8 protein-coding genes are annotated in these 13337 nt (G+C 36.7%); 7 read left to right on the forward strand and 1 reads right to left on the reverse strand.

The window, feature by feature from the left end:
- Positions 1–421: 421 nt before the first annotated feature.
- The 5 genes from PL77_RS23355 (at position 422) to PL77_RS23375 (ending at position 9773) form a co-directional block, all read left to right on the forward strand.
- Positions 422–2728 (forward strand): FdhF/YdeP family oxidoreductase, encoded by a 2307-nt coding sequence (locus tag PL77_RS23355; protein ID WP_044210877.1) that lies wholly within the window; start codon positions 422–424, stop codon positions 2726–2728.
- 583 nt (positions 2729–3311) lie between these two features.
- Positions 3312–5171, forward strand: a complete 1860-nt coding sequence (locus tag PL77_RS23360; RefSeq protein ID WP_044210878.1) for a sulfatase-like hydrolase/transferase — start codon at positions 3312–3314, stop codon at positions 5169–5171.
- A gap of 616 nt (positions 5172–5787) precedes the next feature.
- Positions 5788–7179 carry an ATP-binding protein gene (locus PL77_RS23365; protein ID WP_044210880.1) on the forward strand — a complete coding sequence of 464 codons (1392 nt, stop codon included), beginning with the start codon at positions 5788–5790 and terminating at the stop codon, positions 7177–7179.
- Positions 7179–8840: a response regulator gene (locus tag PL77_RS23370; protein WP_044210882.1), complete on the forward strand. Its 1662-nt coding sequence runs from the start codon at positions 7179–7181 to the stop codon at positions 8838–8840. The genes PL77_RS23365 and PL77_RS23370 overlap by 1 nt, the downstream gene beginning before the upstream one ends.
- Before the next feature lie 3 nt (positions 8841–8843).
- The gene (locus tag PL77_RS23375; RefSeq protein WP_044210884.1) at positions 8844–9773 is read left to right on the forward strand and encodes a bestrophin family protein; all 930 of its coding nucleotides are present in this window, start codon (positions 8844–8846) and stop codon (positions 9771–9773) included.
- Between the two features lie 95 nt (positions 9774–9868).
- On the opposite strand, the gene PL77_RS23380 is transcribed toward PL77_RS23375, so the two are convergent.
- Positions 9869–10771 (reverse strand): Rpn family recombination-promoting nuclease/putative transposase, encoded by a 903-nt coding sequence (locus tag PL77_RS23380; RefSeq protein ID WP_044210885.1) that lies wholly within the window; start codon positions 10769–10771, stop codon positions 9869–9871.
- A gap of 457 nt (positions 10772–11228) precedes the next feature.
- Between PL77_RS23380 and fucP the strand changes: the two genes are divergently transcribed.
- Entirely contained in the window at positions 11229–12599 is a 1371-nt protein-coding gene (gene fucP, locus PL77_RS23385) for an L-fucose:H+ symporter permease (protein ID WP_044210887.1), read from the forward strand.
- Between the two features lie 29 nt (positions 12600–12628).
- On the forward strand, positions 12629–13183 hold the full coding sequence (locus tag PL77_RS23390; RefSeq protein ID WP_044210889.1) for a sugar O-acetyltransferase: 555 nt from the start codon (positions 12629–12631) through the stop codon (positions 13181–13183).
- Positions 13184–13337: the final 154 nt, after the last annotated feature.

Here is a 13337-nt window from a genome sequence, read left to right on the forward strand (position 1 = left end):
ATTTAGGACACGAATGACGCTAACGCTTAACATTCGCGCCAGTGAGCTTTCTACCATTTTAGTTTGGAAGTAGTCCCCGGCCTTGAAGGGAAAAGCGTTAAGAATTTCATGGAATGAGCCTTTAAAAATGATTTTCTTGTTTGAGTAAAGCGAGTTTAAAATCATTGAGGCGAAAGAAATGGAATTTAGCTTTTGACTTCTAAGCCTTGACTTTTTTGCTTCGTTTTTGTGTTAAGACAAAAATGAAGAAGAAAGCATTTTGAAAGCAAGGCACCGAAAATTTGTAGATATCTCAATGCAATTTGGCTATAATTTAGTTTACAATGTATTTATATATATATTGAATTATTACTAAGCAAAAAGTCCATGGAACCCTTCATGGACTTTTTCAAACACTATAGATTACACTCACGACACTCAAATGGAAACCAAAAATAACGAACTCCAAACCGTAGCGGAAGCAATAGGCCCTATCGAATTTACAGGCTTACGATTAACGGCTCCTCCTCAATATGCTGCAGGTGTTCCTGCTGTGAAAATAGCATTGGAACATGCCATGAGAGAAATGGGATTAGCCAAATCTATTGCCACCTTATCCAAGTTAAACCAAAAGGAAGGAATAGACTGCCCAGGTTGTGCTTGGCCCGACCCTGATCATAGATCAAACTTAGGCGAATTTTGTGAAAATGGTGTAAAAGCCATAGCAGAAGAGGCTACCAATAAAAGAGTAACACCTGCTTTCTTTGAAAAGTATTCGGTCAAAGAAATGAGCCAATGGTCTGATTTCAAAATAGGAAAAAGCGGTAGAGTCACACATCCTATGATTCTAAGAGAAGGTGATACACATTACACGCCAATTGCATGGGAGGAAGCGTTCGAAATTATTGGTCAAAACTTACAGTTACTCGATGACCCGAATCAAGCGGTGTTTTACACTTCGGGAAGATCTAGTAATGAAGCTGCTTTCTTGTACGGTTTATTTGCTAGAAAACTGGGTACGAACAACATGCCTGATTGCTCTAATATGTGCCATGAATCAAGCGGAGCCGGACTTTTTCAAACCCTTGGCATCGGTAAAGGAAGCGTTACTTTAGAAGATTTCCAATATGCAGATGTCGTGATGGTGATAGGTCAAAACCCTGGCACAAACCACCCTCGTATGTTAACGGCATTGGAGAAATGTAGGCAAAAAGGTGGAAAAGTAGTGAGTGTAAACCCATTGAAAGAGGCTGCACTTGTTCGTTTTAAAAACCCTCAAGAGGTGAAAGGAGTGATTGGAGATGGAGCCGCTATTTCAGACTTTTATCTTCAAATTAAGATTAATCAAGATGTAGCGCTACTAAAATACATCATGAAACGATTAATCGAAATAGAACAAGAAGAGGGAAATGTAATTGATTGGGATTTCATTCGAGAAAATACCAATGGTACAGAGGAACTTTTCAAGGATTTAAGTCAATATACCAAAGCTGAATTAATACAAAAGACAGGATTAAAGGTTGGAGAAATTGAACCGATTGTTACGTTATTAGCACAAAAGAAAAAAGTAATTATTTGTTGGGCAATGGGCCTAACACAACATAAAAACGGAGTAGATAATATTCGTGAGTGTGTCAATTTACTATTGCTGAAAGGGAGTATTGGAATTCAGGGTGGCGGAACTTGTCCGGTAAGAGGGCATAGTAATGTACAGGGTGATCGTACTGTAGGTATTACGCATCACGTTTCACCTAAACTTAATGCTGCTTTTGAAAGGACTTTCCACTTTAAACCTCCGACTTTAGAAGGGTTAGATGTTGTACATTGTATCAAAGCAATGTATGAAGGTAAAGCAAAAGTTTTTATGGCATTAGGAGGTAATTTCCTTTCTGCCGCATCCGATACCAATTATACCGCAAAGGCACTACAGAATTGTGATTTGACTGTTTCCGTCAGCACAAAACTCAATCGTACACATCTTGTCACTGGTAAAACAGCTTTAATCCTCCCAACATTGGGTAGAACAGAAAAAGATTCATCTGATGGAAAATCAAGATTTGTAACCGTTGAAAATAGTATGGGAAGAGTGCATCGTTCTGTTGGTAGAATTAAGCCCGCATCGGAGCATTTAATGAGTGAACCTGAGATAGTAAGCAGGATAGCCAAAAGCTATTTTAAAGAAGATTTCTCCATCCCATGGCAACGATTAGGTACTGATTATGATTTTACGAGAAGTAAGATCTCAGAAGTGTTTGATGGTTTTAAAGATTATACCGAAAGAAGTAAAAAATCAGGTTTTGATTTACCGAACCATACACGAAGAGGTGATTTCTCAAAATTACCGGGTGGAGTCGCCAAATTTTCTATCAATCAGCTACCTGATCACGATTTGAAGGATGGAGAATTTTTGATGATGACCATTCGTTCTCATGATCAATACAACACAACCATTTACGGCCTTGATGATCGTTACAGAGGGATTTTCAACGAAAGAAGAGTTATTTTAATCAATCCGAAAGATGTTGAAGCATTAGCGTTGAAAGCCAATGAGGTTGTCGACTTAAAAAGCGAATACAATGGTGTAGAACGTAAAGCCGAAAACTTCATTATTGTTCCCTATGAAATTCCCCAAGGAAATCTCGCTTCCTACTTTCCAGAAGCCAATGTTTTAATCCCAAATGATCAGTTTGCGACAATAAGCAACACTCCTATCAGCAAATCTGTAAGAGTGAGCATTGTGAAAAAATAGCATTTTAAAATTTTCCTACGCCTTAATTTTGTTGTGGTTCGTGAGGGAGTGTTGAAAAACCAACATGTTTCAAGTGTTAAGCGCTAGCTTCACTTGGAACTGATCATTGGCGAAGTCTCCTGACTTCGAAGTAATTACCACATTTTCATTCATTTCGAAGTCGGGAGACTTCGCCAATATGTAATCACAAGTGACGCCTATCGGCTTAACACTTGCGATATGGTAAATAAAAAAAGGTTTTGCTACAGCTCTCTAAGGTAAATATACTTCTATATAGTATTATCAAAGTGATCAGTAAATTAAGATTAAGGCGTGGGAAAAACTGATTCTAGTCCACCCTTAGGTTGAGGTATGCTATGAAAATAGGGGGAATTTTAAACAAGCCTATTGAAAATATCATTGTCACCCCATCACTTCTCTTTTCTTTTTCTAGGTTGTATTCTAATAAGTTCAGTATTTACTTAAGAAGGATGTTTTCACTACATCGAACTTTAAAATAGATACTGGATTTTTGACTACTTATACCAATCACTTTTTAAGATGACACTATCCAAAAAGTGATATTACTAATCTAGATGAAGAAATGAATAATATCAAAATCACAATTTTGGTCTTAATGGCCTTCTTTTCAACTACTAAAACGATCTATGCTCAAAAGCAACCCAACATCTTATGGGTGATCACTGATGATCAGCGCTATGATGCGATCAGTGCATTTAATAAAATCATTCATGGACAAAAAAACAGTAAGTTAGGGTATGTGGAATCCCCCAATGTAGACAAGCTCGCCAAAATGGGTGTGACTTATATCAATACTTACTGTCAAGCACAAGGTTGTGCACCTTCTAGAGCTTCCATGCACTTGGGCCGTTATCCATTCCGTTCGGGTATTTATCAATTTGAGTACTTCAACAAAAGTACCGATAACTCTTATCCGTTATTACCTGAAACGATGGCGAAACTAGGGTATCAAACAATGCACACTGGTAAGTTGGGTGTGCGTGTTAGAAAGCTAAAAAACGGCAAGGCACTCAAGCAAGATCTCTATACAACGGATATTGACGCAAGACTCTTTTCAGATGAGAGACTTTCTGAATGGGGCAAAATTTATAAACTAACAGAAGTAGAGGGGCAAAAATTGAAAAACCCTGTAAAGCAAGTCGCCTATTTGAGAGACGAAAATGGAAAAATTTATTATATCTCTAAACAATTAGAAGAAGAGAATCCTCAGTTCGCAGGAATGGCACAAGAAGCTTATGATAAATTTGATTTAATGTATAAGCACAATAATAAAATGGGGCAACCCGAAACTGTGTTTAGCAAAGGAATTTTAGCAGGAGTAAGTCCACAACCTGCAGGAAAAACGCGTGATGGTTTGTATACTACAGCATTTATTGATTTTCTAAAAAATGAAAACAAAACATTCTCAGTAGGCAGTAAAACTTTTGATGGAGCTGATACTTCAAAACCTATTTTCTGTAACCTTGGTTATGATTTTCCGCATACTCCTGTTTTACCTCCTGTTGAATATAGAGAGCGTTTTAAAAAGCATTCGTATAAGGTACCTGAATTGACAGATGAGGAATACAGAAAGTTAGCAAAGGCCTTCAAGAAAAGAGTCAATAAAAGCTACTCCAATGATTTCACGGATGAGGAAAAACAAAAAATGATTCAAGATTACTATGCTTTTTGTGCTTACGGTGATGCACTAATTGGCAAAGCAACAAAAGCATTTATCGAGTACAGTGAAAAACATGATCGTCCTTGGTTGATCTTGTTTGTATGTGGTGATCACGGTTGGAAACTGAATGAACATGGATCAATTGCCAAAAATACACCTTGGGAAATGGATGCTCACAACCCTATTATTGTCGTTTCATCAGACAAAAAGAAGTTTCCTAAAGGAAAAGTAGTCAGTGACTTTACTGAGTTTGTAGACATTGCTCCTACATTAATTACTGCTGGCGGTGGTAATGTAAAAGATAAGGAGTTCCATTATTTAGATGGATTAGATTTACAGCAAGTAGCTTCGGGTGAAGCTCCTGTTCGTGATTATGTAATCGGTGAAAGTCATCATGCTATCGGTCCTAGAGCTTATATTCGTACAAAAGATTATATCTTCTCTGTAAAAACAAGGCCACACTCTAAAAGAGGTGTTGATATGGAATGGGCCACTACTGCTTCCTACAAGGAATTAGACCCAGCACTTTATCATACAAGTGTTGACCCTGACGAGACAAACAACCTTGCCTTCGATAAAAAGTATGAGAAAATTGCAAAGCAAATGCAAAAGAAACTCATCGATATTGTGATTGGTGATGGACGTGCCGAAATCAACTGGGGCGGTGACAATTATGGTAAAAATGTAAAAGCGATAGGAACAGAAGTTCACCGTAGTAACTATGCTCCTGGTGCTCATGATTATAAATTGGATGTGCAATAGAAAACGCCTACAATTTAAATAATACATTGGCAACATAATCATCAAAGAAGCCAAACTTCAACGATAACCCACACTCAACATGTGGGTTATTTTTTTACTTCAGAAAATCTTCTAGTTACTTTGTAAACTAAGTTCTCGGTTTTTTTTGTTTTTAGAAATCAGGAGATTTCTGTTGATTTTTGAAACACGAATGTCGCTATCGCTTAACATTCGCACCAGTGGTATTTCTACTCTTTCAGTTTAGTAGTTCTAAATCCGGCCTTGAAGGGAAAAGCGTTAAAAATTTCATGCATTGAGCCATTAAAAATGATTTTGCTGTTTGAGCATCTCAAAACGATGAAGTTTTGATCGAGTTATCCTTTTAATAGGCGAAAGGAATGAAATTTAGCTTTTGACTTCTAAGCCTAGCTTTTTTTGCTTCGTTTTTTCAGCAATGGAAAAATGAAGAAGAAGGAAGTTTGGAAGTAGAACATAGAAAAATAAGCTCAAATCTCGATTAAGGTTTAATGTAAATAGAGTTTACAATACGCTACTTTTATTATTCGCAAAATTTCAATTATCTTCAATAGGCATAACTCAATACACTTCAAACCAAACGCACACTATAACAAAAACTATGTCTATTGATAAATTAAAAGAAGTTCCCACTTTTGAACACGTCCCTGAAGATCAGCTTCAATGGTTAGTGAAACACGGAGAACTCAAGACGTTCCAAAATAAAGAAGCGATGTTTCACCCTGGCGACCCTGCTGAATATCTATTTGTAGTATTGGAGGGTGAATTCAGGACTTATATTTTTAATGATAAAGGAAAAAAATACGTGGATTCTTTTGGTGTGAATACTGTTTCCGGTGTACTCCCTTTTTCAAGAATTAAAGAATTTGGGATGCTCTGTCATTCATGTGGGGAGAGTACTATTTTTCGTCTGCACAGAGACTTGTTGGGAGATATGATTCGTCACAACTACGAATTGACAGAGTGTCTTGTACATACGATGACCACAAGAGTTAGAGAGTTTGCGAAAGTACAAACCCAAAACGAAAAATTGATGGCATTGGGTAAGATGAGTGCCGGTTTAGCACATGAATTGAATAACCCAGCTAGTGCTATGGCTCGAAGTGGTAAAGAACTGAAAAAACACCTTTCTTCTGTCCCTGAACGATTCAAAGCCGTGATGTCTATGAACGTCAATGAAGATGAAATTGATCATGTCAATTCTTTTCTACATCAAAAACTGAATGCCCCTAAAACAGCCATGTCTTTAATGGAAAAAAGTAATCTGGAGGATGATCTAACGGATTTCCTAGAAGAGAAAGGAATGGAAGATGTAGATGATATTGTGGGTGCTTTGGTCGACTTTCAAATTCAAGAAGAAGACCTTGAAGAAATGTATGATGAACTGGGAGATCAAAATTTCTCTGCTACTCTAGAATGGGTAGGCAGTCAGTTGATTACAGAAAAAATGGTACAAGATATCAGTGAAGCATCTGAAAGAATTTCATCATTGATCACTTCTATTAAATCCTTCTCTTATATGGATAGAAGTCAGGATATGCAGAAAATGAATGTGCACGAAGGGCTTCAATCCACCGTCAAATTGTTAGAGCATAAAATCCAGAAACAAGGGCATCAGTTAGATCTAAAATTAGATCCTAACCTCCCTGAAATAGATGGAATGCCTGGTGAATTGAATCAGGTTTGGATGAATATATTAGCCAACGGCATTGATGCTTTAGAAGACAAAGGAACCATAAGTGTACGTACTTCATTTGATGATGAAAATGTGAAAATCTACCTCTCTGATACGGGAAAAGGTATTCCAGAAGAAATAAGAAGTAGAATTTTCGAACCCTTTTTCACCACAAAAGGCATTGGAAAAGGAACAGGTCTTGGCTTAGACATCACCAAGAAAATCATTGATAAACACGAAGGTACCATCAAGGTCACAAGCCAACCCGGCAACACTGAATTTAGAATTACACTTCCTATTAAAAACAATATAGAATAATGGATAAGAAACCGATACTATTACTTGTAGATGACGACCCTCAAGTGCTTCAAGCTGTAAAGAGGGATATGAGAAATCAATACAAAAAAGAATACAAAATATTAGCGACTGACTCAGCCAATGAGGCCTTAGGTTTAGTGACTGAACTTCGTAACAAAGGAGATGAAATAGCACTTTTCTTAAGTGATCAGAGAATGCCTGAAATGCAAGGGGTTGATTTCTTAGAAAAAGTAAAAACCGTTTATCCCAATGCAGGCAGAGTACTGCTCACTGCTTATAGCGATACCGATGCAGCCATTAAATCCATTAATGCTGCTCAAATCGATTATTATTTATTGAAACCTTGGGATCCACCAGAAGAAAAGCTCTATCCAGTAATTGACGATATTTTATCGGAATGGCACGCCAAGTTCCAGCCTACTTTCAAAGGTATCCGAGTGATGGGTTATCCTTTCTCAAAATTATCGCATGACATTAAAGATTTCTTAGCCGCCAATCTTATCCCTTATCAATGGCTAGACGTCACCAAAGATGAAGAAGCCCAACAGTTAGTCGCTAATAATAATCTTACTTCAGCGGATCTTCCAGTAGTAGTAATGGAAGACGGTAATATTATTCGTCAGCCTGCCCCTACCCAACTTGCCTCTAATCTCGGTTTTCATGAAAAAGCCAAAGAAGAAGTATATGATGTGGTCATTATTGGTGCCGGTCCTGCCGGATTAGCCGCCGCTGTATATGGTGGTTCTGAAGGACTAAAAACGCTTTTAATAGAGAAAAAAGCTCCTGGTGGACAAGCAGGTACAAGTTCTCGCATTGAAAATTACCTTGGTTTCCCAAAAGGGTTAAGTGGGCAAGATTTAGCAAGAAGAGCCATCACTCAGGCTACACGTTTTGGTATTGAATTCCTTAACCCAAAGTCAGTCCATAAGATCGAGTTTGTAGACAAATACAAAGTGCTGACCTTAGATAGTGGGGAAACGGTAAAAACTAAGAGTGTGGTCTTAACCACGGGAGTTGATTACAGAAAATTAATGACAGAAGGGCTTCCAGAATTGACAGGAGCCGGAGTCTACTATGGTGCTGCGACCACCGAAGCCAATGCCTGTAAAGACAGTCATGTTTTTGTGGTAGGTGGAGGAAATTCAGCAGGGCAAGGTGCCATGTATTTGTCCCAATTTTCGAAACAGGTCAGTATTTTGATTCGCCGAGAAGATCTTTCCTCTACCATGTCGCAGTACTTGATTGATCAAATAGCGGCTACTCCAAATATTGACCTTAAACCTTTCACTCAAATTGTAAAAGGTATTGGGGAAGATAAATTAGAGTCTTTGGTGATTGAAGATATGAAAACCAAAGAGCAGGAAACTTATGACGCTAGAGCTGTTTTTATCTTCATTGGTGCAAAGCCCTACACAGATTGGCTGCCTGAAAATGTCAATAAAGATGAAAAAGGATTTGTCATTACAGGAAGAGATTTGAACGGATTGGATTTCAAAAAATACTGGAAAGAAGATCGAGACCCTTTCTTGTTAGAAACTTCAGTACCTGGAATTTTTGCCGCAGGTGATGTACGATCAGGAGCCATGAATAGAGTCGCTTCCGCGGTTGGTGAAGGAGCAATGAGTATTTCTCTAGTACACAAATATCTAAGTGAATATTAAGCTATGATCATATACAAATCGAATGACAATTGGTTTGGAGATATCAAACATCTCGCAACAAGTTGGACTATGGTGAAAGTAGTGAGAGCAGTTCTATTTTTTGGGGTATATACCACAATAATATGGCTACTCCACTTTAAGTTTTTTCCAGAAAAAGATCAAAGTGTCATTGGTTCTGCTTTTTCTCTATTGGGAATTGTCCTCAGTATTTTATTGGTTTTTAGGACTAACAGTGCCTATGACCGATGGTGGGAAGGCAGAAAACAATGGGGAGCATTGATCAATAATACAAGAAACCTCGCTGTCTATGCTCATACCATTCTTCCTGAGGGAAACCACACTCTCCGCTTTTATTTAGCGGTTCGCATCAGTAATTTTTGCCATGCTATGGTAGAGCATTTGAGAGAAGGAACAGACCTTAAAATCTTGATTCATCTGACGGAAGAGGATCGAAAAAAATACAACCAAAGAGGCCACGTTCCCAATGCAATTACACAAGAGATTTACAGTGCCATAGTGCAAGAACACAGAAAAGGTAATATCACCGATCCTGACTTGATCAATTATGGTCCCTTACATAAATCCCTTTTGGATATTATTGGAGCTTGTGAAAGAATTAAGAAAACCCCTATTCCATTTTCATATGCCGTATTTATGAAAATTTTCATTAGTACTTACGGTTTATTATTACCCATCGCACTTACTCCTCAAATGGGCTATTTTGCTATTCCGGTGGTCATGTTAGTGATGTTCGCCTTTATTGGAATTGAACTCATGGGAGAGGAAATTGAAGACCCTTTTGGTCTGGATTGCAATAATTTACCGACAGGAGATATGGCCAAAAGTATTCAAAACAATGTTTTTGAAATTTTTGAATTGGATGAAGAAAAAGCTCAAAATGCAAGAAGAGACTTGTATGAAAAAGTTTTTTAAACTTTAGTCTAGGAAAGGAGAAGTGTGGCTTAAGTGCTGCCTTTTCCTTTCTTTTTTTTAAAAAAAAGCTACCTAATGCAAGGGGAAAATAATATCTAGCTTAGATCATTTTTATTCAGTTTTTCAACATCGTCAATACTTAAACCTGTTACTTTAGAAATTTGCTCTACTTCCAAACCTAGTTTTAAGAGGTTTGAGGCAGTTTCAATCGCTTTCTTTCGTTCTCCTGCTTTCATACCTTCCTTCAGTCCTTCTTCCTTACCTTGCATTCTGCCTTTTTCAACTGCCGTATCTAACGTATTCAAGTAATCTCTGAAGATTTTCAAGTCTTCTTCATACCTCAACTGATCTGCTTTATCTAATGCTGTAAATTCTGTAATAGAAAAAACTTTTTTGAAGATGTATTCTTGATAAAAAGCGGGAGCTTCCGTAAAACTTTCTAAACGGTTTAAGATGTAAATCCATTTGTCAAAATGATTTGATAATTCACTTTCTGATTTCTTGAATTTTGGTAATTCTAGATAGATGAATTTTAACTTATCGTAAAAAATTTCGTTACGTTGGTTTTTCAATTCTACTACATGATGGAAATCTTCTGATAAGTCAAATTTGAAGTCCATCAAACTAATGACATAGACTGCTTTGAGTTCGTATTTCCAACCTTTTCCATCGGGTTGACCTTTGGTGGCTTGTTCTTGAATGGGAAAAGTGGAATAATAAATCGTTCGGTCTTTGAAAAAGGTTTGATGAGCACGCTGTAACTCAACAATAAACTTTTCCCCTTTCTCATTTTCACAATACAAATCAAATATGGCTTTTCGGTCCGTTTGATGAGCAGATAGCTTTTCAGTGGATTTATACGTCAAATCAAATACTTTATCTTCTTCAGGCAAAACGGTATTTAAAAAGTCAATAAGGATATCTTTATTATCTTCTTCTCCAAAGAGCTTTTTAAAACCAAAATCGGTAAATGGATTGATATATTTTGACGTGGCCATATTGTATCTATTTATTTATCTCAAAAATAAGAAGAGAAAAAGAATAATTATGGGTTTGAATCAGAAAATTATAGTTGACTTTTTCTTACAACATTATAATACCTGCCAAAATCTGATAAAAAAGGATATCGATAAACATTTCTATTTTGCTCTAGAAGTTTTCATATAGGTTATAAGTGAAAAGATATTCAATGATTTTGTATTTTGTTATACATAATTAAATATGAAATATTAAACACTATACAGGGTGTAAAATAATTCACCTTATTTATTACCCTTTTAATCCTTAAATTTTCCTATTAGAATCTATCCTTTAGCGACTAATATTGTAAGGTGACTCGCAGCATTGATAGAAAATGTAGGATGGAAAAAAATTATCCCCTTGGGTAGTTATTTTTTCACTCACTTTTTATCAATGCTACTAAAAACTGAACTCAATAATAAATTTTAAAACCTTATGAACAATCAAAAAAAGGAGACTTTAATTCCTAGAGAATTAATATATCCATTTCTATTAGTGACTATTTTATTCCCAATGTGGGGATTCGCGGCAGACATTACCAATCCATTAGTCGCCGCCTTTTCAAGAATATTTTTGATCAGTAATTTTGAAGGAGCATTGATTCAGTTCTGCTTTTATGGTGGTTATTGTGCAATGGCAATACCTGCTGCTATTTTTATCAGAAAGCACTCTTATAAATCAGGTATAATGATGGGGTTAGGGCTTTATGCTTCAGGTGCTCTTTTGTTTATACCATCGGCGTGGATTGCTGATTTCTATCCTTTCCTCATATCCTATTTTATCATGACATGTGGGTTATCATTTCTAGAAACAAGTGCCGGCCCGTATATCTTATCCATGGGAGATCCAAAAAGAGCAACACAACGTTTAAACCTCGCTCAATCCTTCTATCCCATTGGTTCGTTGATCGGAATGTTTACAGCAAAAAATTATATCCAAGTAAAACTCAACGATGCAGATACAGCCACTCGTAAAGTATTATTTGAAACCAATCCTGAACAGTTTAAAAGCATTCAATTGTCAGATTTAGATGTGGTAAGTTCTCCCTATATTTTCATTGGCGGACTATTAGTAGTACTCATCGTTATTTACTATTTAAGTAAAATGCCTCATCATTTTGATAGCAAAACACCGCTTAACATCAAGGCTACGCTTAAAAGGTTAAAAGCAAATCCGAGATTCAAAGAACGTGTAGTGGCTCAGTTCTGTTATGTTGGTGCTGAGGTGATGTGCTGGACCTTTATTATTCATTATGGTGTACGGGTATTTATGAACGAGGGAATGACCGAAAAAGAAGCAGAACAAATTGCTTTACAATATAATATTTATGCCATGATCACTTTTGGCATCTGCCGTTTCCTATTTACTTATTTATTGAACTACATCAAATCAGGTCAACTTTTAAAAATTGTAGCCCTAACTGCGATTAGTTTTACGCTTTCGCTCATATTAATAGATGGCAGATGGGGAATTTATAGTTTTATTGGTATTTCAGGATGCCTTTCTATGATGTGGCCTACTATCTTCGGTTCTGCTTTAACAGGTATGAAATCGGATTCAAAAATTGCTTCTGCAGGAATGATAGTAGTGATTGGAGGTGGTTCACTTCTTCCTCCATTACAAGGTAAATTAATAGATATCGGAAATACCACAGGACAATTATGGGGCATTCCTGCCGTCAATGCTTCCTTTATTTTAGTCCTCCTATGTTTTATGGTCATTGCTATCTATGGTTATCGATTGCAAAAAGTACATGAACCAAAATTTGATGCGACAGGTGAATTACCAAAAGAAGCTCAAGAATAAAGTTTAGTCTAATTAAAACCTCAATTAAAATGAAAACAGAAAGAGAAAAAATGCTTAGTGGTGAGTTGTATTGTTTCAACGACCCGGAATTACTAAAACAACGTTATGATGCCCGTTTGCTTTGTGAAGAATTTAATAAATTGAGCATAAAACAACAGGATCAAAAAGAACAACTCTTAAAAAAACTGTTCGGAAGCGTAGAGGAAGGTATTGCTATTGAACCGGGTTTTTACTGTGATTATGGCTTTAATATTCACTGTGGAAAAAATGTTTCCATGAACTTCAATTGTCTTATTTTAGACTCCCTAAAAGTGACTTTGGAAGATGGTGTGATGCTGGGACCAGGTGTCCATCTCATAGGTGATACACATTCAACGGATCCACTTACTCGACCACATTTAGGAAGGTCAGGAGAAATCACCATCAAAAAAAATTGCTGGCTTGGAGCCGGTGTAACAGTCATGCCTGGAGTGACAATTGGAGAGGGTACTACAGTTGGTGCAAATAGTGTTGTCACCAAAGATTTACCGCCAAATGTTGTTGCTGTTGGTAGTCCTGCTAGAGTAATTAAGAAATTAAGATAGCCCTACATATTATATAAGCATGTTTGAACCTTGGGTGTATCTAAAATTCAAACATGCTCAATAATACCTTTGTCAGGAATTAGATATTAAAAAAATACTGAATTGATTTCTTTATTTTTTATAAGCAAAAAAAGGTTAGTCAACATCTTGTGTT

The organism is Flammeovirga sp. OC4, from assembly GCF_000812565.1.
Taxonomy (GTDB): Bacteria; Bacteroidota; Bacteroidia; order Cytophagales; family Flammeovirgaceae; genus Flammeovirga.

Bases quoted from the DNA above. Each gene is read 5' to 3' on its own strand.
- PL77_RS23355 (WP_044210877.1), top strand. From the start codon at position 422: ATGGAAACCAAAAATAACGAACTCCAAACCGTAGCGGAAGCAATAGGC.
- PL77_RS23360 (WP_044210878.1), top strand. From the start codon at position 3,312: ATGAATAATATCAAAATCACAATTTTGGTCTTAATGGCCTTCTTTTCA.
- PL77_RS23365 (WP_044210880.1), top strand. From the start codon at position 5,788: ATGTCTATTGATAAATTAAAAGAAGTTCCCACTTTTGAACACGTCCCT.
- PL77_RS23370 (WP_044210882.1), top strand. From the start codon at position 7,179: ATGGATAAGAAACCGATACTATTACTTGTAGATGACGACCCTCAAGTG.
- PL77_RS23375 (WP_044210884.1), top strand. From the start codon at position 8,844: ATGATCATATACAAATCGAATGACAATTGGTTTGGAGATATCAAACAT.
- PL77_RS23380 (WP_044210885.1), bottom strand. From the start codon at position 10,771: ATGGCCACGTCAAAATATATCAATCCATTTACCGATTTTGGTTTTAAA.
- fucP (WP_044210887.1), top strand. From the start codon at position 11,229: ATGAACAATCAAAAAAAGGAGACTTTAATTCCTAGAGAATTAATATAT.
- PL77_RS23390 (WP_044210889.1), top strand. From the start codon at position 12,629: ATGAAAACAGAAAGAGAAAAAATGCTTAGTGGTGAGTTGTATTGTTTC.